We start from the raw sequence: 21,539 nt of genomic DNA, 5'->3' as shown, positions 1-21,539 counted from the left end.
GCGTTCGACGCCCTATACTTCGCGCGCCCGCGCGAGGTCGCCTCAGTGGTCACCCAGTCGGGAACGGGACAGCGATGAAACGCACCTATCAACCAAAAAAACGTCGTCGAGCACGCACGCACGGCTTTCGAAAGCGCATGAGAACCCGCCAGGGGCGGCAGGTTCTCAAGCGCAGGCGCAGGAAGGGCCGACACAGGCTCGCTGGTTAGCGGCTTAGTGCGCAGAAAAGGCCGCTCAGGGCGACTGACGCGTAGCGCCGAGTTCGAGCGGGTGTACAGGCGTGGGCGCCGGCTCTCCGGTCGCTATGTCGTGTTGTACGCCTTCACTCGCGAGCCCCGCGACGCCCCTCCGCGGCTCGGTGTGGTAGCTGGGAAACGTGTAGGCTCAGCAGTCACCCGAAACCGGGCCAAGCGGCTGCTCCGAGAGGCTTTTCGCGCGCTTGGTGACGAAGCTCCGACTGGCGTCGATTTTGTTCTAGTCGCTCGACCAGAGCTGGGCGAAGGGATCGACGAGCTGAAGACACACCACATCGAGCAAGAGATTCGCGCACTAACCGAGAAGCTGTCGACGCATACCAAACCCGCCTCGGCACAGTGACCTCCCCCTCGACGGTAATCAGCGAACGGCAAGCGCAGGGAAAGCACCTAGCAGTACGTGCCCTTGTCGCAGTGATCCGCGCCTACCAGCGTTTCGTCTCACCAATGACAGGTCCTCGCTGCCGGTACTACCCCTCTTGCTCCGAGTACGCAGTGCAGGCACTACGCACTCACGGCGCGATTCGCGGATTCGCGCTCGCGTTGTGGAGGCTACTGCGCTGCAACCCTTTCAGCCTGGGTGGTGTCGACCACGTCCCACCCCCTCGAGCAGCCACCACGCGGATGAGGTGAGACGTCTGTAGTGGTGCCGGCTGCCAACATACTCCAGCCGCTGATAGACGCGTGCGGCGCGATTCTCAAGTTTTGGCACGGGGTTCTCGGTGACTTCCCGGGCTCGTGGGGAGTAGCGATCATCCTGATGACGTTCACCGTGAGGCTGGCGATTCTGCCCCTCACTTTCAAGGGGATCCTCGCGATGCAGCGTCTCCAGCGCCTACAGCCCGAGATAAAGCGTATTCAGGAGCGCTACAAGGACGATCGGCAGCGGATGCAGGAAGAGATGCTCCGCTTTTATCGCGAGCAACGTGTTAACCCGTTGGGCTCGTGCCTGCCGCTACTGCTGCAGATCCCGTTTTTCATCGCACTTTTCTACCTCCTTCGGTCAGACGAGTTCCGCGCAGAAATTCGTGGCAACGAGAGCTTTCTGTTCATCCCCGATCTGTCCGACAAGCTGACCGACCACCCGTGGGTGTTGGCGCTGATGATCGCGCTATACATCGGCACGCAGCTCGGCGCGAGCGCTGTCACGGCTGTCAGTGCAGATCCTGCCCAGAAGCGGATCATGTACGCCCTGCCACTCGTTTTCGCTGTGTTCATCGTGAACTTCGAGGCTGGTCTGATCCTGTACTGGGTCACGACGAACGTATGGACCGTGGGACAACAGCTGCTTGTGAGAAAGCTCTTCCCACCACCTGTTCCCGCGGCGACAGGTGTGGAGGCGGGTGCGGCTGCTGGTAGTGGTGCGTCGGCACCACCACCGCCGCCGCGGGCGAGGCGCAAGCGACGGCGCCAGAGATAGGAAGCGCGTGTGCGAGCGCGAAGCGAGCAGGGAATGTAAGTAGATAGAGAGGCAGCGTGCGATGAGGGGGAACGGTTTGGAGCGGGCGCGCAGTGTGGTGGAGCGAATCGTTGAAGAACTCGCCGAAGGTGCCACGTTGAGCGTCAACGTTTCGCCCGAAGAGATCCGGATCGGTATCGACACCACGGAGGCTGGACTTCTCATCGGCCGGCGTGGGACGACGATCGACGCTATCCAGCACTTGGCGTTCCGGGCGGCACGAATTGCAGGTGAAGAGCGACGGGTGATCGTTGATGCCAGCGGCTACCGCGAACGGCGCGAAGAGACGTTGCGGCGGATGGCCGACCGGGCTGCGAGAGAAGCGGTTCGGTTCGGGCGCGCAGTGGAGCTCGAGCCGATGCGCGCCGCGGAACGCAAGGTCGTTCACGAGCACCTTCGCGGTGTGGGTGGTGTGGAGACACGCAGCGAAGGACAGGAGCCCGATCGCCGTGTCGTCGTTGAGCCAACTGGCGCGCGGCGCAAGGTTTCGGGAAAAAGACGCCGCTCGAGACGTTGAGCACGGGTACTGTGGGGCAGCGTTTCGCGTGAAACGCTCGCCAGTGGATCGCTCGGGGAATTCCCCCGACGATTGGCTCTCGCGCCATACGAGCGACCCGCGTTTGCGCTCGCTCGTTGCTGCTCTGCTCGAGGAACCCGACCCCGGCACAGCTCACGACACGTTCGAGCAAATCTGGTGGCGCGACATCGTTGACTCGCTCAGTGCGTTGCCCGCGCTGCAAAACACCGGGCCGGCTCGCGTCGCCGACGCTGGTAGCGGAATCGGCTTTCCCGCGCTACCCCTTGCCGTCGCACTGCCGACGGTCCGATTCACGCTGATTGATGCCTCGCAGCGCAAACTGCACACGGCGCGCAACCTTGCGCTGCGAGCCAATCTCGCAAACGTCGATTTCGTCCACGAGCGTCTCGAGCACGCCGGAAGAGGCCCCTTGCGCGAGCGCTTCGACGCCGCGCTGGCCCGCGCCATGGCCCCACTACCGATCACTATTGAGTTGACCGCCCCGCTCGTCAGCGTGTCCGGTCTTGTCATTGTTTGGCGCGGTCGCCGCAACGACGCCGAAGAACGGTCGGCGGCTCGCGCTGCTGAGCTTCTCGGCTTGGAGTGCGGGGAGGTGATCGCTACGGACCCTTTCCCTGGCGCTCGGTCGCTTCACCTCCACCTCTTCCACAAACGTCAGCCAACACCGCCCCGCTACCCACGCAACCCGGCACGGATCCGCCGCTGTCCCCTTTGAGATGACGCCGGCCCGTGCGCTGCTGGGCTCGCAGGTGTGCATCTCCAGCCTCGACGATCCGATTCAGTCCGGTCGCACGTCTACCGTTCGCGGCGCTGTGGGTTACGTCTACGCAATCGCCAACCAGAAGGGCGGTGTCGGCAAGACCACCACTGCCGTCAACCTCGGAGCGAGCATCGCCGCAGCGGGACACGAAGTGCTTGTCGCGGACCTCGATGCACAGTGCAACGCCACCGTCGCCCTCGGCTTTTCGCGCGCCGAGTCGCCCAGCACCTACGACTGCCTGGTCGGCGGCATCGACCTCGCCGCTATCGCCCGTCCGACCGCTGAGAGCCGCCTGTGGCTGGCACCGGCCAGTCCCGATCTTGCTGGGGCGTCGGTCGAATTGGCGCGGATCGCTGGATTCGAGCACCGCCTCGAGACGGCCCTGGGCGACACCCGCGAGCGGTTTCTCTTCACACTGCTTGACTGTCCCCCGTCGCTCGGTCCACTGACGGTCAGCGCTTTGGTCGCTGCTGACCGCGTCCTCGTTCCAGTCCAGGCCGAGTACTTCGCGCTCGAGGGCCTGGCGGGACTCTTGGAGACTCTCGAGTTGATCCGCCGGGAGCTCAACCCACGGCTCGAGATCGCGGGCATGGTGATCACGATGCACGACGGAAGGACTCGACTCGCACGCGACGTAGAGAAAGAACTGCGCTCGCACTTTCCCGATCTCGTCTTCGACACGGTCGTGCCGCGGAGCATCCGCATCAGCGAGGCACCGAGCTTCGGTCGACCTGTGATCGCCCACGCTCCCGCGAGTGCGGGATCGGCGGCTTACCTGAAACTCGCGAGGGAGGTGGCAGCACGTGCCTGAAGTGCGGGGAATGGGTCGAGGTTTGGCAGCGATACTCGACCGCGACGCACGAGCGGGGGGGTCGCTCCGGCAGGTCCCGGTCGACGCGATCCGACCGAATCCACTCCAGCCGCGCCGGCACTTCGACCCGGACGCGCTCGCCGAACTGGCCGAATCGATCCGTACCCACGGCGTTCTTCAGCCGCTCGTCGTACGCACTGTCGAGAACGGCTACGAGCTCGTCGCCGGTGAGCGCCGTTTGCGCGCAGCGAAGCTGGCGGGACTGGCAACCGTCCCGGCGCTTGTGCGCGATTTCGAGGGCAGCGAGCGACTCGAGGTGGCGCTCACCGAGAACTTGGCTCGCGCCGACCTCAGCCCGGTCGAGAGCGCACGAGCCCTAGCTCTTTTGGTCGAGGATCTCGGTTGCCCTAAAGCCGAGGTGGCTCGGCGAGTGGGGCGTAGTCGTTCCAGTGTCGCCAACCTCATCCGCCTCTTGGAACTGCCGGACGAGGTGCTGGCGATGATCGATCGTGGCGACCTGAGCGAAGGCCACGGGCGCGCGCTCTTGATGTGCAAGGACGAAGATCTTCGAATTCTGCTCGCGCGGCGTGCTCGTGACGAGGGGTGGTCCGTCAGGCGCACGGAGGAGGCCGTCCGCTCCGCGTTGGCCAGCGACGAAGGCAACGGAGCGGCCCAAACGAATGGCGCCCTTGTGCGTACACGACGAACCAACAGCGCCGAGGCGGCGGATCTCGCCGACCGGGTAGAGGGTGCTCTCGCTCGGAGTATCGGTCTGCCGGTACGCGTCCGTGTCAGTGCGCGCGGTCGCCTGACGCTCGAGCTACCAAGTCCGGAAGCAGCTGTGCTTCTCTGCGAGCGCCTCGAGGCTCTCGCTGGCACGAGCGGGCTTGCGCACCAAGGTGCGCTGCGCGCCGCTTGAGGTCGCACGCGCGCTCGCGCGCTCAGCGACTATCCCTACGGCACGGACGCTAGGATTGCCCGCTGCAGGGGCGCTTAGCTCAGCTGGTTAGAGCGCCGCTCTGATAAGGCGGAGGTCCCAGGTTCGAGTCCTGGAGCGCCCACTGGTTGTGTGCCCTATCCGTGTGCTGTAGGCGTGCGGGCACCACTAGACTTGGCAACAGCCGAGCGAGCAGCCGAGCCAGCGAGGGAGCCACCACGCCATGCAGGAAATGGTCATCTACGGTGTGAGCTTCGACATGGTCGGCAAGCAGCCGATCGTGCTGCTCAAGACTCGCGCCGGCAACAAGTTCCTGCCGATCTGGATTGGACACCCCGAGGCCGCGGCGATCCTGATGAAACTCCAGGGTGCGAGCACGCCCCGGCCGATGACGCACGACTTGATGAGCGACATCCTCGCTGAGCTCGATGTGACCTGCGCGCGCGTGACCGTCACGGAGCTCCGCGAAAACACCTTCTACGCCGAGGTCGCGCTACGGATGAACGGCCGCGAGTACCTGATCGACTCGCGCCCGTCCGACGCGCTGGCGCTCGCTGTGCGCACCGGCGCGCCGATCTTCGTAGCCGACGAGGTGCTCGCCGAATCGGGTATCGAGTTCGAGCACGAAGTCGAGGACACCGAGCAGGTTGTCGAGCGTTTCCGCGAGTTCCTCGACAACGTCACGCCAGAAGACTTTGCCACCGGGGGCCAGTAGTCCCGCGAGTCCCCCGACGCTGCGACCGCTGCGCTGATTGTTCAGCGGCGTGCGCTGTCTTGCCGCTGGTGCGCGTTGTCGAGGATCGTCGCCACCAGCTCGTCGAACCCAATTCCAGCTGCTACGGCGGCCTGGGGCAGCAAGCTCGTGTCGGTGAGTCCCGGAATCGCGTTGATCTCGAGCACCGTCGGCTCGCCTTCCGGAGCGAGCAGAAGGTCGACGCGAGCGAAGTCGCGGCAACCGAGCAGGCGGTAGGCGGCTAGAGCCACCTGCGCGCAGCGCTCCGCGACTTCATTCCCGAGATCTGCAGGGCAAACGAAGCGCGTGCGCCCGATCTCGTAGCGGGCTTCGAAGTCGAAGAACGGCTCGTCCAGCGGGATCGCCTCGACGATCGGCAGCACGTGGGGCTCGCCGTCGCGTTCGATGATCCCGACAGCAAGATCGCGGCCCGCAACATGACGCTCAATCAGCACCTTGGTGTCGTAGGCGAATGCCGACACGAGCGCTCCCGGCACGTCCTCGGGTGAACCGGCGAATTTGATACCGAGCGCAGAGCCCTGGCTCGAAGGCTTGATCACGATCGGAAAACCGAGCCGCTCCTCGATCTCGCCGAGCGCGTCGGCTGCTCCTAGCTCGCGAAACGCGAGTTGGCTGAACGCGAAGAACTCTGGGGTGGGGATGCCCGCTTCGACGAAGAGGTGTTTCGCGAGCACTTTGTCCATGCAGCGTTGGCACGCCAGCACCCCCGAACCGGTGTAGGGGATGCCGAGGATCTCGAGCAGCTCTTGCGCGGTGCCGTCCTCGCCGCCGGGTCCGTGCAAGGCCACGAACGCGATCTCCGGTTGCAGAGCGCGCAGCTGGCGCACCAGGTCACGGCCGACGTCGATACCAACGACCTCGTGGCCGAGCCGCCGCAGCGCCTCTTCGACCCGTTCGCCGGATCGCAGGGACACCTGCCGTTCGAGCGAACGCCCGCCCTTGAGAACGGCGACCCGGCTCACCGTGGACGCGGTGCCCGCCGGCGCATCGGCACCACCCTGCCGCTACTTGCCGCGTTGTTCTGCCGCTGCGAGTGGCGTTTGACGTCGGCTGCGTTGCTGGCATCGGCTCCCCGCTTGCTAGCACGGTCCCGACCGGTGAGGGTGCCGTACAGCGCGATCTGCTCCTCGATCACCTCGCCGATGCGACGCACCCCCTCGCGGAGGCGCTCTTCGTCGGAGCCAGAGAAGTTGAGGCGCAGAGAGCTCTTGCCACGTCCGTCGACGAACGCCTGCTCACCAGGAACGAAGGCGACGTTCTCGCGCAACGCCCGGGCGAGGAGGTCGGTGGTGTTGATGTATTCGGGCAACGTGACCCATACGAAAAGGCCGCCCTCCGGCTGCACCCACTCCGCCTCCGCCGGCAGGTACTCGACAAGCGCATCAAGCAGTACGTTGCGGCGACGCCGGTAGATCTCCTTGACGAGCTCCAGGTAGGAACGCCACTCGTCGCGCTCGAACAGCGCGTGGACGATGAGCTGCGAGAGCGTCGCTGTGCAGAGATCGGCTGCCTGCTTGCCGATGTTCATCTTCTCGCGCAGCGGCCGCGGCGCGACGACCCAGCCCACCCGTATTCCTGGCGAGAAGATCTTCGAGAAGGTCCCGAGGTACATCACGCGCTCGCCACCGTCGAGCGCGAAGAGCGTGGGTTGCGGCTCTCCCTCGTAGCGCAGCAAGCCGTAGGGGTTGTCCTCCAGCACCAGGAGGTCGTAGCGGCGAACGAGATCGAGCAGTTCGCGTCGCCGGTCGGCAGCTAGCGTCACGCCGGCCGGGTTCTGGAAGTTCGGGATCGTGTAGAGGAACTTCACGCGGCGACCCTCGCTGGCAAGGCGCTCAAGAACCCTCGCCAGCTCGCCAATCCGCAAACCACCCCCGTCGATGCCCACCTGCACGATTTCTGCCTGGTAGGAGCAAAAAGCCGGTATCGCGCCTGGGTAGGTGGGACCCTCCGCCAATATCACGTCGCCGGGGTCGATCAGCGTCCTTGCCACCAGGTCGAGCACCTGCTGGCCGCCGGTGGTAATGAGCACGTCGTCGGGATCGACCTCCATCCCCTCGGCCGCCATCACCGTGGCCACGCAGCGCTTGGTCTCTGCCAGTCCCTCGGTGGGTCCGTACTGGAGCGCGCGCGCGACCGCCTCGCGCACGATGCGCTCGAAGATCCGGCCGAACAAAGGTGCCGGGAAACTACCCGTGTCCGGAAGTCCGCCGGCGAGCGAGATCACCTCGGGCCGCTCGGTGATCGACATCAGATCGCGCATCGCTGTCGAGCGCATCACCTTCGTGCGCTCGGCGAGCAAGCGCGTGTAGCGCTCGAGGTCCGGCGGCAGCGAAGGGTTTCCGGCGCCGCTCATGCCCGGGACTTCGCGCAAACTGCTCGCGATCCTGCGGTTCGAGCAGCCGCAGCGCGGCTGTCGAGTTGCGAGCGACGCGGCGTGTTCGCCACAGCACCGCGCTCCTCTACAGTCATGCGGTCGCAGGGTAGCGCCGCCGAGTACGTTTCTGCCCTTGACCTCGCTCACCGACATCCTCGCAGCGCTCGGTATCGGTGCGGCTGTCGGCTTGCGCGCGCCAATCGCTGGGCTTGCCATAGTTGTTCTGGCGCGCACCGACACTGGTGTGGACTTCGACGCCACCGATTGGGCGTGGCTCGAGAGCCCCTGGGTGGCCGTCGCACTCTTTCTCGCTGCGATCCTCCTCTACACCATCGGCCGCAGCCGGCCTGCTTCCGCGGCGGCGCACTCCTCACCGAGCGGTGGAGAGGTTTCGGTGTTCGCGCACGACCGAACGCTGATCGTCGGAACCGCGCTCGCAGTCGTCGCCAGCGTGCTCTTCGGCTCGGCGATCGCGAACTCGCTCCTCGGCGGTATCGCGGCGGTCGCGGGCAGCGTGCTGGGCGTTCTCGGCCCAGGTGGCTTCTTCACGCGCGCGCAGCGTCGGGCCAGCGGTGTCGCGGCGGCGCTCGTCGTCCTTGTCGGCGATCTCGTCGCGCTCACGACCGTGGTGCTCGTGGCGCTCGTACACGCGCTCGGGGCGGTCGCGGCCCTCGCCGCGGCGTGGCTCTGGTGGCGAGCTCGGTCCACGGACGTGGTTCGGCCTGGCGGGCTGCGCATCCTCCGCTGAGTCGTTGGCCTCCCGCGGACTGATCCTGTGCGTCATCGATTCACTGCGCCCCGACGCCCTCGCGCGCGCGGTAGCGAGCGGTGCCGCCCCGACGCTCGCGGCGCTAGTCCGCGAGTCGGACGGGATCCACCCGCTCGTTTCGGTGTTCCCATCCGTCACACCGGCCGCCGCGGCGACGATCGCCACTGGAGCTCCCGTTGCCGATCACGCCATCCCGTCGATCAACTGGTACGCGCGCGACGAGGGAAGGTACGTCGAGTACGGCACGTCGCTCGCTGCGGCGCGCGTGTTCGGTGTGCTGCGTGTTCTCACCGACACCGTCTACGAGCTCAACCTCGCTCACCTCTCGCGCCGGGTCACGACGGTCTTCGAAAAGCTCGAAGACCACGGAATCCGCACCGCATGTTCGACCTACCTCGTTTTTCGTGGCCGTAACCGCCACGAGCCCGTGGTCGGACCCGGCCTTGCGCGGATCGCCACGACCACTCACTTCCGCCACGCCGTGTGGGGCCCGGCTGAGCTCTTTTACGCCGACCTTTTCGCGAGCCGGCCGCTTCCCTGCACGTCGCTGCTCGGTCTGCCCGGGTGGCGCGATCCACACTCGGCGTGTGTCGCCGAGCACCTCGTGCGCGCCGACGCTTTCGACTTTCTGCTTTTGTCCCTTCCCGATACGGACACGCGCTCGCACCGCCTGGGGCCAGGCGGGCAGATCGCCGCACTCGCTTCGGCTGATCGCGCCCTGGCTCGTGTCGTCGCCGCGGCGGGAGGGCTCACGTCGCTTCTCGAGCGTTACGGCATCGTCGTCTGTTCCGACCACGGCCAGAGCGCTGTGCACGCGACGATCGACCTGGTTTCGGCGCTCGACGGCCTGCGGGTGCTGCGACCGAACGATCCGGATCCCGATCTCGCCGAGGTGGCTGTGTCGCCGGGCGGTCGGGCGGCAATGGTGTACATCCTCGAAAGCGACGGACGCCGTCGGAACCGGCTTCAGCGCGAGCTCCGACGACGCCTGTGCGCTCTCACAGGCGTGCGCTTTGTCGCGTACAAAGAACGCGACGAGGTGGTCGTCGCTAGCGCGACTGCCGAGCTGCGCTTCGCGCCAGGCAGCGAGTTCCGCGACGAGTTCGGAGCGTCTTGGGCACTGGAAGGCGATGGCGCTGCGCTCAGCCTCGAACTGCGCGGTGACGCCGTACGCTCAGCGCGAAACCCCGACGCACTCGCTCGTCTGTGGTCGGCTCTCGCCGCGCCTACATCTGGGGATGTCGTCGTGTGCGCCGAGCCGGGCTACGAGTTCGTGGACTGGGGCGGTGCCAGTCATGTCGGCGGCGGAAGCCATGGTGGGCTCGATCGCGAGGACTCGCTGGGGGTGTTGGTCGCTGTCGGTCTCGATCGCGACCCTCCACGTCCCCCGGGCGGGGGACGAGATAACCACCCGCTACGCGATGCCTGTCGCCTCTGCGACGTGGCCGCGCTCGTCGCTCGTCACTTCGAGATCGCTGACGGCGCCCGATAGATTCGACGCGATGCAGCTTCAGCGCGCAGGCGACGGCGGCCTCGGCGATCTGGCGCCGACGGGCGAGCGCGCCGGGGGCGAGAGTCGTCCGCTTTACGGAGGCGCCGCGACGGCTCGTTTGAGGGCTAGCGCGGTGCGCATCGGCACCTACGCCGGTCGCGTTCGAGCGGGTGTGCGCAGGCCGCACAACTGGGTGCAGCTAGTCAAGTTTTGTGTCGTCGGCGCCTCGGGATACGCCGTCAACCTGACCGTCTTCGCGCTCGCCATACACGCTCTCGGGCTGCACTACCTTGCCGCCGCCACCGTCGCCTTCGTCTGCGCGTTGACGAACAACTTTTTCTGGAACCGCCACTGGACCTTTCGTGCCCGCGACGGGCGGCCCGCTTTTCAGGCGCCACGCTTTTTGCTCGTCAGTGTCGTCGCCTTCCTGTTCGCCGCGGCGGTCCTCGAGCTCCTCGTGGCAGGGGTGGGCTTAGCCGAGCTACCGGCGCAGGCGCTCGCGATCGTCACCGCCACCCCCCTCAATTTCGTGGGGAACAAGATGTGGAGCTTCGCGGCGCGTCGCTAGTCAGCCGCTACGTCGCCTGGGCCTTGCTTGCCGGCCTGTTTTGGGTGGCCGCTCTGGCTTGCGTGGCTCCGGCATCGGCGGGAGCAGCGCTCACCGCGCCAAGTAGTTTCGACCGCCCACCGCCAGGTTGGCGCCTGTCGGCCGAGCGCGCGATCACGATCGCACGCCGTAGCGACGCTGTGCGCAAGCAGAGCGCCGGGCGCCACCGTCAGCTCGCGGGTGCCGCCTACATGTCGGGCGACCGGCGCTGGCAGGTCGGGTTCTTCGACTCCGGGCGCGAGGTCGCCCAGGTCCACATCGATGACCGCAGTGGGCGGGTGCTCGAACAGTGGACGGGCTACCAGGTGGCGTGGTCGATGGCGCGCGGCTATCCGGGTGCGTTCGGGCGTGTCGTGAACGCACCGTACGTGTGGCTGCCGCTGTGCGTGCTCTTCCTGCTCCCGTTCTTCGACCTGCGGCGGCCCTTCCGAGCGCTGCATTTCGACCTGTTAGCGGTGCTCGCGTTCGGGGTTTCGCACTTCTTCTTCAACCGTGGCGAGATCGGCTTGTCGGTTCCGCTCGCATACATCCCACTGGCGTGGATAGCGGCGCGCGCCCTGTGGCTAGCTGTTGGCCGCGGGTCGCCGAGGGGCCCGCTCGTGCCGCACCTGCCGCTTGGCGCCGTCGCTCTCGGAGCCCTTGCTCTCGTGGCCTTCCGCGTAGCCCTCAACGTCGTCGACTCCAACGTCATCGACGTCGGGTACGCGAGCGTGGTGGGCGCGGACCGTCTTGTCGACGGAAGCGAGGTGTACGGCAGCGACCTCGCGCCCAACGTCGACCATGGCGACACCTACGGTCCCTTCACCTACGTCGCCTACGTGCCGTTCGAGCAGCTTCTGCCCTGGAGCGGGCAGTGGGACGAGTTGCCTGCCGCACATGCGGCGGCGCTGACCTTCGACCTGATTGCGATGCTCGCCCTCTTGTTTGTCGGCTTGCGCAGCGCTCCGGGCCGGCTCGGGCGCGAGCGTGCCGCCGCCCTCGCGTGGGCGTGGGCTGCCTGCCCGTACGCCGCCTTCGTCGTTCAGTCGAACAGCAACGATGGGCTCGTCGCAGCGCTGTTGGCGTTGGCCCTGCTCGGATTTACCGGACGGCGACCGCTCGCCGCAGCGGCCTGGCGCGGCTGGTTCGTGGGTCTCGCGGCCGCCGCGAAGTTCGTGCCCGCGATCGCATTGCCGATCCTCGCCGCCGGCGACGGCCGGCGCCGCGCCCTCGCATTGCCGGTCGCAACCGCTGTGGCGCTCGGCGCTTTCGCACTACCGCTTGCCGTCCTGCTCCCCGACGGCGGGCTCGCCGAGTTCTGGCAGCGCACGTTGGGTTACCAGAGCGGTCGCATGACGCCGTTCAGCATCTACGGGCAAGAGTCGCGCCTCGAGCCCGTGCGCTGGGTGGTCGCAGCGGTCGCCGTCGCGGTCGCACTCGCCTTCGCTTTCCGGCCGCGCCGGCGCGACGCGGGGCAAGCAGCGGCCGCTGTGACGCTCGCGATCGTGGCAGCGCAGATGGCCGGTGGTTACTGGTTCTACCTGTACGTCGTGTGGTTCTTGCCGGTTTGGCTTGTGGCCGTGTTCCTCCGAGTGCAGCGGCAGCCGGACGACGCAGCGATCGTCGCTGGCGACGAGCGTCAGGCGCTCAGCGCTCGCGACACCCGTTCGATCGCCCGTGCGCGACCATCGCCGTCGGCGTCGATCAGAACACCGTGAAGGCGCGGATCCTCATCGGTGGGTTCGAAGCGTGCGTAGGTCATTCGTAGGAAGCGCTCCAGCGCTGCGTCGCGACGCACGCCGATCACACCGCCGTGGCCGCCGGTCATCCCGACGTCGGTGATGTAGGCCGTACCACCGGGCAGTACGCGTTCGTCGGCGGTCTGGACGTGCGTGTGGGTGCCGACGCACGCTGTTACCCGTCCGTCGACGTACCAGCCGAAGGCGATCTTCTCGCTCGTGGCTTCGGCGTGGAAGTCGACGAGCACGTGGTCGACACGCTGGCGCTCGAGGGAAGCGAGCAGCTGGTCTACCGTGACGAACGGCGAGTTCGTGCACTCGAGGAAGACGGTTCCACAGAGATTGACAACCGCAAGCCGGCGACCCGCGGCCTCGACGAGCGAATAGCCACGCCCCGGGCTCGAGAGAGGGAAGTTGGCCGGTCGCGCTATCCGTTCCTCGCGATCCAAATAGGGGTAGCTCTCCGCGCGTCGGAAGGCGTGATTGCCGAGTGTCAAGGCGTCGCAACCGGCCTCGAACAGTTCGCGCGCCGTGCGCTCGGTGATGCCAAGGCCCGCAGCAGCGTTCTCAGCGTTCGCCACGACCACGTCGACAGCAAACTCGCTGCGCAGTGCTGGTACCAGCTCGCGCACGCAGCGACGACCGCAACTTCCGACGATGTCACCGATGAACAGGATCCGCATCGATCGCTACCACCGACAGCGATTGCGACGGTGAGGCCGCTTCGTCAGTATGTCGGGGAATGCAGCAACCCGCCGCCTCGCCCCCCACCGTCTCGTCGCCGGCGGTGACCGTCCTCGAGGCTCGCGCCCTCGAGAAGCGCTTCGGTACTCGCCGGGCGCTTGCCGATGTCGGGCTGACGATCGGGCGGGGCGAACTGGTCGCTGTCATCGGACCTAACGGTGCCGGCAAGACGACATTGCTGTCGATCCTTGCGGGGATCGTCGACGCTGACGGCGGCATTGTCGAGCGGCATGTCGAGCGGATCGGTTGGGTGCCGCAGCGACCCGGCCTGTACGCGCGTCTGACGGTGCGCGAGAACCTCGAGACGTTCGCGCGGCTCGAGCGCCTCGACGACGTCGCGCGACGGGTCGACGCGGCGCTGTCGGCTTGCGACCTCGTCGAGCGCGCGCACGACCGCGTCGAGGAGCTTTCCGGCGGCTTGCGCCAGCGCACCAACCTGGCGGTCGGGTTGCTTGGCGATCCCGAGCTGCTCTTGCTCGACGAGCCGACGACGGCGCTCGACCCGCGCCAACGCGAGAACTTCTGGTCGATCCTCACCCGCTTGGCGGCAGCCGGAACGGCGATCCTCTACACCACCCATCTCGTGCAGGAAGCGGAGCGCTACGCCGATCGGGTGCTGGTCCTCGCCGACGGCGAGCTCGTCTTCGCCGGTTCGCCGGACGCGCTAGCAGCGGCTGTGGGAGCGCAAGGGCTCGACTTCGAAGAGGCGTTCGTGCGCTTCTTGCGCACGAAAGGACACTGACACTGCCGGCCACGATGCGGGCGCTGGTGCGCAAGGACGTGCTGATTCTGGGGCGCTCGAAGCTTCTTGTCGCGCTGCTCGTCTTCTACCCGGTGCTGCTCGCGCTCTTGATCGGCTTCGCGCTCTCGCGGGGCCCGGACAAACCGCGGATCGCGATCGTCGATCCGCTGCCGCCCGAGCAGCAGAAGATCGCGATCGGCAGCCGCGAGCTCGATATTCCCACCGCGACGCGCGCCCTGCGCCAGTCGATCGACGTCGTGCCGGCGCAGGACGAGCAGGACGCTGCACGCCTTGTGCGCGAGGGCGAGGTTCTCGCCGCGATCGTCGTACCGCCTGACGTCGTCGACCGCTTGCAATCGCGTCTCCAACCGGTTTCCGTAACCGTGTTCTACAACGCCGACGATCCCGTCAAGGCACGGTTCGTGCGCGACACGATCAAGGCGCGCCTGCGCGATGCCAACGCGGCGATCGGTCGGGCGCTCGTCGACGCCGCGATCCGCGATCTCGGCCTGGTGCTCGACGGCGGCAAAGTGACGATCTTCGGACGAACGATCGAGATCCTTGGCTTGCGCGGTTCGGAGCGCGAACTGCGCCTAGCTGCCCGCAATGCGAGCGGCGAGACGCGCGCCCGTATCGAGCGTGTCGCCGGTTTTGCCGAGCTCGCCCGTCGCAACCTCGGGGCGTCGGGCGGTCTTTTGCGCGCTCTCAGCGAGCCGATCGCCCTGCGCGAACGGGTGGTCGCGGGTAGACAGCGCTCCCTCGACGAGTTCGCCGTCGCCGTAGCGGTGGCGATAGCCGTGATGTTCGTGGCGATGCTGCTCGCGGCTGGTGGCCTAGCGCTCGAGCGCGAGGAGGGCGTGCTGCTGCGCTTGCGCCGGCACCTCGCGATCGAACGGATACTCGCGGCCAAAGCGCTCCTCTCGGCGCTCGCCGGACTTGTGGGCGGGACGCTGTTGGTCTTGATCGTCGCGCTTTTCGTGCCGGGTGTGCCCGCCGGGGTTCCCTGGTGGGGGCTTGGGCTGGTTGTCGCCGCGGCGGCGTTCGGTGCCGTGGGGCTCGTGATCGGGGCGGTCGCCCGCGACGTTCGCGCCTCGTCGCTTCTGGCCGTACTAGCTGGCCTCCCGCTCGCGCTGCTCGCGCTTGTCCCGTCCGGCGCAGTCGATCGTGCCCTGTGGGAGCTGACGCGCGTTCTCGCTGCGCTCTTCCCCTTCGCACCCGCGCTCGATGCGCTCGAGCAAGGCCTGCGCGGGGCGCTGGCGGAGGGCGCGCTGCTTCATCTTGCCGCGCTCGCCCTCGCCTATGGAGCGCTCGCGCGCTTCGCCCTGGCACAGCCGGGCGCCGCCGGTCCGTAAACTGCTTCTCGCGATGGGCTTTCCGGCGACGCGCCTGCGCCGGCTTCGTCGGAGCGCGGGGCTACGAGACCTGGTCCGCGAGACGGATCTCGCACCTGGCCACCTCGTGCTGCCGTTGTTCGTTCACACCGGCAGCGCGCGCGAAAGCGTGGACGGCATGCCAGGGGTCGAACGCTTGCCGATCGGTGAAGCTGTGGCAGCGGCGCGGCGCGCGCACGAGCTCGGCGTGCGCGCCGTGCTTCTCTTCGGTATTCCCCCTTGGAAAGACGACCAGGGTTCAGCGGCGTGGGACGACGAGGGAGTCGTTCAGCTCGCGGTGCGCGCTTTGAAAAGCGAGCTACCCGAGCTCGTCGTCGTCACCGACGTTTGCCTCTGTCAGTACACCACGCACGGCCACTGCGGAGTGCTCCGCGCTGACGGCAGCGTCGACAACGATGCGACGCTCGAACTTTTGGCGCGCACCGCGGTGTCGCACGCCCGCGCCGGTGCGGACGCCGTAGCCCCGAGCGACATGATGGACGGTCGCGTCGCTGCGATACGCGGCGTGCTCGACGAGGAAGGGTTCGCCGAGCGCGCGATCGTCTCTTACGCCGCCAAGTTCGCGTCCGCCTTCTACGGACCCTTCCGCGCTGCTGCCGACTCGGCACCGGCGTTCGGCGATCGTCGCGGCTACCAGCTCGATCCCGCGAACGCGCGCGAAGCGCTGCGAGAAGTGGCTTTGGATATCGAGGAGGGGGCCGACGTCGTGATGGTGAAACCGGCCCTCCCTTACCTTGACGTAATCGCGCGCGTACGCGCGAGCGTCGAGGTTCCCGTCGCCGCCTACAACGTCAGCGGCGAGTACGCGATGCTGAAATACGCGGCACAGGCGGGCGCCCTCGACGAGCGTGCGGCGGTGCTCGAGGCGTTGCTTGCAATCAGGCGTGCCGGCGCCGACATCGTCGTCACCTACTTCGCCCAGGAGGTCGCCGAGTGGCTCGGCTGAGAGCTAGACCGAAGGTGCGCTCGCGCAAATACGGCGCGGCAGTCCCGCTCAGTGCCGAAGACCGGCGGCTGCTCAACCTGCTGCAGGGCAGTTTCCCCCTTGAGGAGCGACCGTTCGCGCCGCTCGCGGCCGCGCTCGGGCGTAGCGAGGAGGATGTCATCGACCGCACGGCCTGGCTTTTGCGCAAGCGCATCATCCGCGAGATCACGCCGATCTTCGACACGCGAGCGCTCGGGTACCGCTCGATGCTCGTCGCCGCCAAGGTGGATCCCGAGCATCCGCACCGAGCCGCACGGGTGATCAACGAGCATCCCGGGGTCTCGCACAACTATCTCCGCGACCACGAGTTCAACCTCTGGTTCACGATCGCCGTCGAGCCCGACTCTGCGCTCGGTCTGGAGGGGACGCTCGACGTGCTCGCGCGCCTCAGCGGTGCCCGCTCGATGCGGATGCTGCCGACGCTGCGCCTCTTCAAAATCCGGATGGACCTCGAGATGGAGGCGACCACCGACGGTCTGGCCGCCCCGGTCGAGGCCGTCGAGCCACGCGATCCCGAGCCAGTGCCGCTCAGCGACTGGGACATCGCGGTGATCCGCGCGACACAGGGTCCGATGGAAGCTTGCCCGCGCCCCTTCGACCGCGCCGCCGCCCGGCTCGGTGTCGGCACCGACGAGGTGCTCGCGTCGCTCGCCTCGCTGCGCGAGCGCGGCGCGCTGCGCCGAGTAGCGGCGATTCTCTACCACCGCCGCGCGGGGTTTTCGGCGAACGGGATGGGTGTCTGGAAGGTTCCCGAGGAGCGGGTGCTTGAGGTCGGCCCGAAGATGGCCGCCTTCCGTGGCATATCGCACTGCTACCAGCGGCCTACCTATCCGGACTGGCCCTACTCGCTCTTCACGATGGCGCACGGGCGCTCGAAGGAGGAGTGCGACGCGATCCTTGCGGCTGTCGCTCGCGAAACGGGGATCGAAGAGCGGGCGACCCTCTACTCGTCGACCGAGTTCAAGAAGGTCCGCCTTCTCTACTTCGTCGACGACTATCGCCGTTGGGAGGAGCGCTACGGCGGATGAGTCGCCGCGCCCGACGCTCGCACGAACTGTTCGCCGAGTCCCGCCAGTACATGCCGGGAGGCGTGAGTTCCCCGGTACGGGCGATGGGGCAGATCGGTCGCGAGCCGTTCGTCGTCGCGCGCGGCGAGGGTGCCGAGCTCGTCGACGTCGACGGCAACCGTTACGTCGACTGGGTGATGTCGTGGGGTGCGCTGCTGGCCGGTCACGCCCACCCCGACATCGTCGCGGCCGTGACGGCGCGGGCGGCAAGCGGCACCAGCTACGGCGCGCCTACCCGGGGAGAGCTCGAGCTCGCCCGGCTTGTCGTCGACTCCGTACCGTCGGTCGAGATGGTGCGCTTCGTCTCCTCGGGCACCGAGGCGGCGATGAGCGCGCTGCGCTTGGCGCGCGCTGTGACCGGCAAGACGCGGGTGCTCAAGTTCGCCGGCGCCTACCATGGCCACGCCGACCCCTTCCTGGTTGCAGCCGGGTCGGGCCTTGCGACACACGGCATTCCGGCAAGCCCGGGCGTGCCCGAGGGCGCCGTTGCCGACACGGTGGTGGTCGCCTGGAACGATCGCACCGCGGTCGACGAAGCGCTCGCAAGCGGCGATTTCGCGGCGATTTTCTGCGAGCCGTATCCGGCCAACATGGGTTTCGTGCCCCCGAGCGAGGGCTTCCTCGCTTATCTGCGCGAGCGCGCCGACGAGGTGGGGGCGCTGCTCGTCTTCGACGAGGTGATAACCGGCTTCCGCGTCGCCCCGGGAGGGGCACAGGAGCGCGAGGGGGTGACGCCCGATCTCACCGTGCTCGGGAAGGTGATCGGGGGCGGCCTGCCGTTGGCCGCGTTCGGCGGGCCGCGGCGAGCGATGGAAGCGCTCGCTCCGAGCGGCGACGTCTACCAAGCGGGCACGCTGTCGGGCAATCCGCTGGCCACCGCCGCCGGGCGGATAGCTGTCGAGTTGGCGCGCGACAGCGCCGCACGCGCACACCTCGAGCGCATCTCGTCGTCGCTCGCCGACGGTCTGCGCGCACTCGGCGAAGAGGTGGGTGTGCCTTTGACGGTGACCGCGGCGCCGGGTCTCGTCTGTCCCTTCTTCACCGCCGGTCCGGTGCACGACTTTGCCGACGTCAGCGCCACCAGCGCCGAGGCGTACGCCGTCTTCGCTCGCTCGCTGCTCGACCAAGGAATCTTCGTGCCACCGTCGCGGTTCGAGGCGTGGTTTCCCTCGCTCGCCCACGAGCAGTCACACGTCGAGCGCACGCTCGCTGCGGCGCGCACGGCGCTCCAAGCGGTGCACGATAACGTCTACTCGGGGGCTAGTCGGTGACGCTCTGTGGTGCTCTAGCGGAAGTGGTACAGAGCCTGCCGCGCGAGCTGGTGGATCTCGGTGCGCGGCCGCTCGAGCCCGAGCACCAGGAACAGTCCACCCGCCCGTCCGTTTCGGGCGAAGGTGGCGACAAGGAACGCAGCATGGTCGCTGGCGGTGGCGACTGCATCTGTGGGGCGGCACAGCGCGCGGGTGCCAGCGACGACCGACCTGTTCCGCTGCGTCCGCGCGCTGTCGAGGCGGTGTACGAAGGGCATCGCGTACACGCGGGGATTTCGCGCGTTTTCGCTCGCTCGCTCAACGCGGACCTCGCGTTGCTTGCTGGCGATGCGCTGTACGCGCAGGCCTTGAGCGAGCTGGCGGAAAATCGCGACCTTGAGGCGATCGACAGGCTCGCGGCGTGCATCGCTGAAGCGGCACACGGTCGAGCCGTTGGTCGTGGCGAGTGCGACCTGCACGCTCTCTTCGCTGCTACCGCTACGCAGCTACTGTCGGCCCGCGGCGGACCACGCTGACAGAGCGCGATCGGCTGCGCTTCAGGTAGGCTGCGCGGGCGCCAGTCGCAGCTCGGCGTCGCCAGATCCCGGCGTCAAGTAGCGGCCGGTACAAAGTTGAGAGTCGATCGCGACCAGCGTTACAAACCTCCGCGAGCGTGTCCGACCGCACCAGCAAGACTTCCCAGCGCAAGTCCCGCTACACCAAGGACCGCGGGATCCCCGGGGCTTTCGAAGGCGAGACGGTCACCCGGCGCGCTTTCATGACGGGTACCGCTGTCGCCGCCGGTGGTATCGCGACCGCTGCCTTCGCTCTGCCCACGCTCGGGTTCGCTCTGGGGCCGATCTTCGAGCGCACCGAGCCGAGTCGCTGGCAGGACATCGGTCCCGAGGAAGATTTCAACGACAGCGACTACGTCCCGCGCGTCATCAACATCGTTCCGGAGATCGGCGAGGCTGGCCGCACCACGATCTACGTTCGCCGCTACAACCCGCGCATCGACGGCGAGGCGAACTCCGACCAGCCCTATGTCGCGATCTCTAACCGCTGCATGCACCTCGGTTGCCCCGTCCGTTACGTCTCGGCGTCGCAGCGCTTCATCTGCCCCTGCCACGGCGGCGTCTACGACTTCCAGGGCAAAGTGTTCGGTGGGCCGCCGGTGCGACCGCTCGACCGCTTCTACACGCGCGTGCGCAACGGACGCGTCGAGGTCGGCGACCGCTTCTCGCTGAACTCGAAGCTCGAGCGTTTCTCGCCGCGCGACCCGTCCAACCACCTGGACGGGCTCTGGCAGTACCTCTACCCGTCGAGACCCACGATATGAAAGCTCCGACACCGCCACTGCCCAAGTTCGCCCGGCCGGCGCCGCCGCGCCCCGACGAGCTGGTCGACGATCAGGGTCGCCCGGCGCGCCCGACCATCCCCGACCAGGCGCGCAAGGCAGGCGTGGGCGTCACCTCTTGGGTGGAGGAGCGCGTAGGTCTTAGCCCCTTCCTGCGAGGGTTCCTCTTCCGCAAGGTCCCGAAGGGCACCAACTGGTTCTACACGCTCGGCTCCGCGACGATGTTCGCCTTCCTGTCGCAGGCCGTGACGGGCGTCTTCCTTGCGATGTACTACGAGCCCGATCCCTCGCGGGCGTACGAGTCGGCGTCGCGCATCACCAACGAGGTTTTCCTCGGCGAGTTCGTGCGCGGCATGCACCGCTGGGGTGCGACGGTGATGATCGTGCTGATCTTCCTGCACATGGGCCGCACCTTCTTCTTCGGTGCCTACAAGTACCCGCGCGAGCTGAACTGGATCGTGGGCGTCGTGCTCTTGATCTTGACCATGGCGATGGGCTTCACCGGATACCTTCTGCCCTTCGACCAGCGCTCTTACTGGGCCACTGTCGTCGGCGTCAACATCAACGCTTCCGGGCCGATCCTCGGGCCCTACCTTGCAGACTTCCTGCGTGCCGGTGCGGAGTTCAACGCGAGCACGCTCAGCCGCTTCTACGCGATCCACATGATGCTGATCCCGGGCCTTATCGCCGCGCTGATCGGTGTCCATCTGTACCTTGTCGCGAAGCTCGGCACGACGGCTCCGCCCTGGGTCAAGGCGAAAAAGAAGGAACTCGCCAAGCGCGAGCTGTGAACACCGGAGTTCGACGGAAGTGAACCGGCGCGAGCGCGAGCAGTACCTCAAGGAATACGCCCTCCTCAAGGAGCAGGGCAAACCGTTCTTCCCCTATGCGGTGGCGAAGGACGGAGTCATGGCGTGCATCGTGCTCGCCGTGATCATCTTCATGTCGCTGATGCTCGGCGCCGAGCTCGGGCCCAAGGCCGACGCCACTACCACCACCTACGTGCCGCGACCCGAGTGGTACTTCTTCTTCCTGTTCGAGCTTCTTCGGATCGTTAAGCCCCCGGAGCTCGTTTTCGTCGCGACCGTGGGCATCCCGACGATCTGCATGATCCTGCTGTTTTTGCTTCCGTTCATCGACCGCAACCCCGAGCGCCACCCGCTCCGCCGCCCGATCGCCACCACGGCGGGGGTCGTGACGATCGCGGCGATGGCGTACCTCACGGTGCTCGGTGCGCTCGCCGGCTCGCCGACCGAGATCGACATGAAGGTGGCGCCCCAGTACAAGCGCGGCGCCGAGGTGATGGCTGCGTCGGGCTGCCTCGGCTGTCACAAGGTGGGCGAGAACGGCAACACCCTCGGTCCGGACCTGACCCACATCGGCGACCGTCTCGGTCCCAACGCGATCGCCCGCACGCTCGTCAACCCGACGGCACCGATGCCATCGTTCAAGAGCCTGCGCGATCGCAAGCCGGAAGAGTTCAACGAGCTCGTCAAGTTCGTAGCCTCGCTCAAGTCGAAGAAGGAGTAG

At 67.3% G+C, this 21,539-nt stretch carries 25 protein-coding genes and 1 tRNA gene; 22 read left to right on the top strand and 4 right to left on the bottom strand.

The window, feature by feature from the left end; translation table 11 throughout:
• Positions 1 to 74: 74 nt before the first annotated feature.
• The 10 genes from rpmH to JDY09_RS09875 all read left to right on the top strand — a co-directional run bounded on the left by rpmH (position 75) and on the right by JDY09_RS09875 (position 5,474).
• Positions 75 to 209, top strand: coding sequence for a 50S ribosomal protein L34 (gene rpmH / locus JDY09_RS09915; protein ID WP_274716768.1), 135 nt, complete (start codon positions 75 to 77; stop codon positions 207 to 209).
• 7 nt (positions 210 to 216) lie between these two features.
• Positions 217 to 597, top strand: a complete 381-nt coding sequence (gene rnpA / locus JDY09_RS10025; RefSeq protein WP_428837444.1) for a ribonuclease P protein component — start codon at positions 217 to 219, stop codon at positions 595 to 597.
• 17 nt (positions 598 to 614) lie between these two features.
• Positions 615 to 887: a membrane protein insertion efficiency factor YidD gene (gene yidD / locus JDY09_RS09910; protein ID WP_428837486.1), complete on the top strand. Its 273-nt coding sequence runs from the start codon at positions 615 to 617 to the stop codon at positions 885 to 887.
• Between the two features lie 10 nt (positions 888 to 897).
• Complete coding sequence (locus JDY09_RS09905) at positions 898 to 1,674, top strand: YidC/Oxa1 family membrane protein insertase (protein ID WP_342455261.1); 777 nt, start codon at positions 898 to 900, stop codon at positions 1,672 to 1,674.
• Positions 1,675 to 1,735: 61 nt separating this feature from the next.
• Complete coding sequence (locus JDY09_RS09900; protein ID WP_274716765.1) at positions 1,736 to 2,230, top strand: protein jag; 495 nt, start codon at positions 1,736 to 1,738, stop codon at positions 2,228 to 2,230.
• A gap of 103 nt (positions 2,231 to 2,333) precedes the next feature.
• Entirely contained in the window at positions 2,334 to 2,966 is a 633-nt protein-coding gene (locus JDY09_RS09895; RefSeq protein WP_274716764.1) for a 16S rRNA (guanine(527)-N(7))-methyltransferase RsmG, read from the top strand.
• Positions 2,967 to 3,063: 97 nt separating this feature from the next.
• Entirely contained in the window at positions 3,064 to 3,822 is a 759-nt protein-coding gene (locus JDY09_RS09890; protein ID WP_274716763.1) for a ParA family protein, read from the top strand.
• Between the two features lie 10 nt (positions 3,823 to 3,832).
• Complete coding sequence (locus tag JDY09_RS09885) at positions 3,833 to 4,741, top strand: ParB/RepB/Spo0J family partition protein (protein WP_274716762.1); 909 nt, start codon at positions 3,833 to 3,835, stop codon at positions 4,739 to 4,741.
• 68 nt (positions 4,742 to 4,809) lie between these two features.
• Positions 4,810 to 4,883, top strand: a tRNA-Ile gene (locus JDY09_RS09880).
• 99 nt (positions 4,884 to 4,982) lie between these two features.
• Positions 4,983 to 5,474, top strand: coding sequence for a bifunctional nuclease family protein (locus JDY09_RS09875; RefSeq protein ID WP_274716761.1), 492 nt, complete (start codon positions 4,983 to 4,985; stop codon positions 5,472 to 5,474).
• A gap of 41 nt (positions 5,475 to 5,515) precedes the next feature.
• Here the strand turns inward: JDY09_RS09875 and JDY09_RS09870 are convergent, their stop codons facing one another.
• The gene (locus tag JDY09_RS09870; protein ID WP_274716760.1) at positions 5,516 to 6,475 is read right to left on the bottom strand and encodes a D-alanine--D-alanine ligase family protein; all 960 of its coding nucleotides are present in this window, start codon (positions 6,473 to 6,475) and stop codon (positions 5,516 to 5,518) included.
• The gene (locus JDY09_RS09865; protein ID WP_274716759.1) at positions 6,472 to 7,866 is read right to left on the bottom strand and encodes a PLP-dependent aminotransferase family protein; all 1,395 of its coding nucleotides are present in this window, start codon (positions 7,864 to 7,866) and stop codon (positions 6,472 to 6,474) included. Before JDY09_RS09865 ends, JDY09_RS09870 begins: the two co-directional genes overlap by 4 nt.
• 154 nt (positions 7,867 to 8,020) lie before the next feature.
• Between JDY09_RS09865 and JDY09_RS09860 the strand changes: the two genes are divergently transcribed.
• Genes JDY09_RS09860 through JDY09_RS09845 form a run of 4 tightly spaced genes read left to right on the top strand, consistent with a single transcriptional unit; the run spans position 8,021 to position 12,452 of the window.
• Positions 8,021 to 8,635, top strand: coding sequence for a hypothetical protein (locus JDY09_RS09860; protein WP_274716758.1), 615 nt, complete (start codon positions 8,021 to 8,023; stop codon positions 8,633 to 8,635).
• Between the two features lie 4 nt (positions 8,636 to 8,639).
• Entirely contained in the window at positions 8,640 to 10,148 is a 1,509-nt protein-coding gene (locus tag JDY09_RS09855; RefSeq protein ID WP_274716757.1) for an alkaline phosphatase family protein, read from the top strand.
• 10 nt (positions 10,149 to 10,158) lie between these two features.
• The gene (locus tag JDY09_RS09850) at positions 10,159 to 10,716 is read left to right on the top strand and encodes a GtrA family protein (RefSeq protein WP_274716756.1); all 558 of its coding nucleotides are present in this window, start codon (positions 10,159 to 10,161) and stop codon (positions 10,714 to 10,716) included.
• The gene (locus tag JDY09_RS09845) at positions 10,692 to 12,452 is read left to right on the top strand and encodes a glycosyltransferase 87 family protein (protein ID WP_274716755.1); all 1,761 of its coding nucleotides are present in this window, start codon (positions 10,692 to 10,694) and stop codon (positions 12,450 to 12,452) included. The genes JDY09_RS09850 and JDY09_RS09845 overlap by 25 nt, the downstream gene beginning before the upstream one ends.
• On the opposite strand, the gene JDY09_RS09840 is transcribed toward JDY09_RS09845, so the two are convergent.
• Complete coding sequence (locus tag JDY09_RS09840) at positions 12,374 to 13,156, bottom strand: TIGR00282 family metallophosphoesterase (RefSeq protein WP_274716754.1); 783 nt, start codon at positions 13,154 to 13,156, stop codon at positions 12,374 to 12,376. The genes JDY09_RS09845 and JDY09_RS09840 overlap by 79 nt on opposite strands.
• A 59-nt stretch (positions 13,157 to 13,215) precedes the next feature.
• On the opposite strand from JDY09_RS09840, the gene JDY09_RS09835 reads away from it, so the two are divergent.
• The 5 genes from JDY09_RS09835 to hemL are packed head-to-tail and all read left to right on the top strand — an operon-like array spanning position 13,216 to position 18,673.
• Positions 13,216 to 13,959 (top strand): ABC transporter ATP-binding protein, encoded by a 744-nt coding sequence (locus JDY09_RS09835; RefSeq protein WP_274716753.1) that lies wholly within the window; start codon positions 13,216 to 13,218, stop codon positions 13,957 to 13,959.
• A 14-nt stretch (positions 13,960 to 13,973) separates the two neighbouring features.
• On the top strand, positions 13,974 to 15,311 hold the full coding sequence (locus tag JDY09_RS09830) for an ABC transporter permease (protein WP_274716752.1): 1,338 nt from the start codon (positions 13,974 to 13,976) through the stop codon (positions 15,309 to 15,311).
• A gap of 13 nt (positions 15,312 to 15,324) precedes the next feature.
• Positions 15,325 to 16,296 (top strand): porphobilinogen synthase, encoded by a 972-nt coding sequence (hemB, locus tag JDY09_RS09825; RefSeq protein WP_274716751.1) that lies wholly within the window; start codon positions 15,325 to 15,327, stop codon positions 16,294 to 16,296.
• The gene (locus tag JDY09_RS09820) at positions 16,284 to 17,363 is read left to right on the top strand and encodes a hypothetical protein (RefSeq protein WP_274716750.1); all 1,080 of its coding nucleotides are present in this window, start codon (positions 16,284 to 16,286) and stop codon (positions 17,361 to 17,363) included. The genes hemB and JDY09_RS09820 overlap by 13 nt, the downstream gene beginning before the upstream one ends.
• Positions 17,360 to 18,673 (top strand): glutamate-1-semialdehyde 2,1-aminomutase, encoded by a 1,314-nt coding sequence (gene hemL / locus JDY09_RS09815; RefSeq protein ID WP_274716749.1) that lies wholly within the window; start codon positions 17,360 to 17,362, stop codon positions 18,671 to 18,673. Before JDY09_RS09820 ends, hemL begins: the two co-directional genes overlap by 4 nt.
• Positions 18,674 to 18,687: 14 nt before the next feature.
• Here the strand turns inward: hemL and JDY09_RS09810 are convergent, their stop codons facing one another.
• On the bottom strand, positions 18,688 to 19,131 hold the full coding sequence (locus tag JDY09_RS09810) for a hypothetical protein (protein ID WP_274716748.1): 444 nt from the start codon (positions 19,129 to 19,131) through the stop codon (positions 18,688 to 18,690).
• A gap of 194 nt (positions 19,132 to 19,325) precedes the next feature.
• On the opposite strand from JDY09_RS09810, the gene JDY09_RS09805 reads away from it, so the two are divergent.
• Genes JDY09_RS09805 through JDY09_RS09795 form a run of 3 tightly spaced genes read left to right on the top strand, consistent with a single transcriptional unit; the run spans position 19,326 to position 21,539 of the window.
• Positions 19,326 to 19,991, top strand: a complete 666-nt coding sequence (locus JDY09_RS09805) for a ubiquinol-cytochrome c reductase iron-sulfur subunit (protein WP_274716747.1) — start codon at positions 19,326 to 19,328, stop codon at positions 19,989 to 19,991.
• Complete coding sequence (locus JDY09_RS09800) at positions 19,988 to 20,800, top strand: cytochrome b (protein WP_274716746.1); 813 nt, start codon at positions 19,988 to 19,990, stop codon at positions 20,798 to 20,800. The genes JDY09_RS09805 and JDY09_RS09800 overlap by 4 nt, the downstream gene beginning before the upstream one ends.
• Positions 20,801 to 20,819: 19 nt before the next feature.
• Positions 20,820 to 21,539, top strand: a complete 720-nt coding sequence (locus JDY09_RS09795; protein WP_274716745.1) for a menaquinol-cytochrome c reductase cytochrome b/c subunit — start codon at positions 20,820 to 20,822, stop codon at positions 21,537 to 21,539.

This window comes from Thermoleophilum album, assembly GCF_028867705.1.
In the GTDB taxonomy this organism is placed as follows: domain Bacteria; phylum Actinomycetota; class Thermoleophilia; order Solirubrobacterales; family Thermoleophilaceae; genus Thermoleophilum.
Note: the sequence above shows the minus strand (reverse complement) of the source record. Positions and strands in the feature narration are given on the sequence as shown.

Coding starts and splice junctions, on each gene's coding strand:
- JDY09_RS09840 (WP_274716754.1), bottom strand. CDS start 13,156: ATGCGGATCCTGTTCATCGGTGACATCGTCGGAAGTTGCGGTCGTCGC.
- JDY09_RS09800 (WP_274716746.1), top strand. CDS start 19,988: ATGAAAGCTCCGACACCGCCACTGCCCAAGTTCGCCCGGCCGGCGCCG.
- JDY09_RS09830 (WP_274716752.1), top strand. CDS start 13,974: ATGCGGGCGCTGGTGCGCAAGGACGTGCTGATTCTGGGGCGCTCGAAG.
- JDY09_RS09885 (WP_274716762.1), top strand. CDS start 3,833: ATGGGTCGAGGTTTGGCAGCGATACTCGACCGCGACGCACGAGCGGGG.
- JDY09_RS09865 (WP_274716759.1), bottom strand. CDS start 7,866: ATGAGCGGCGCCGGAAACCCTTCGCTGCCGCCGGACCTCGAGCGCTAC.
- JDY09_RS09835 (WP_274716753.1), top strand. CDS start 13,216: ATGCAGCAACCCGCCGCCTCGCCCCCCACCGTCTCGTCGCCGGCGGTG.
- JDY09_RS09875 (WP_274716761.1), top strand. CDS start 4,983: ATGCAGGAAATGGTCATCTACGGTGTGAGCTTCGACATGGTCGGCAAG.
- hemL (WP_274716749.1), top strand. CDS start 17,360: ATGAGTCGCCGCGCCCGACGCTCGCACGAACTGTTCGCCGAGTCCCGC.
- JDY09_RS09900 (WP_274716765.1), top strand. CDS start 1,736: ATGAGGGGGAACGGTTTGGAGCGGGCGCGCAGTGTGGTGGAGCGAATC.
- rpmH (WP_274716768.1), top strand. CDS start 75: ATGAAACGCACCTATCAACCAAAAAAACGTCGTCGAGCACGCACGCAC.
- JDY09_RS09850 (WP_274716756.1), top strand. CDS start 10,159: ATGCAGCTTCAGCGCGCAGGCGACGGCGGCCTCGGCGATCTGGCGCCG.
- hemB (WP_274716751.1), top strand. CDS start 15,325: ATGGGCTTTCCGGCGACGCGCCTGCGCCGGCTTCGTCGGAGCGCGGGG.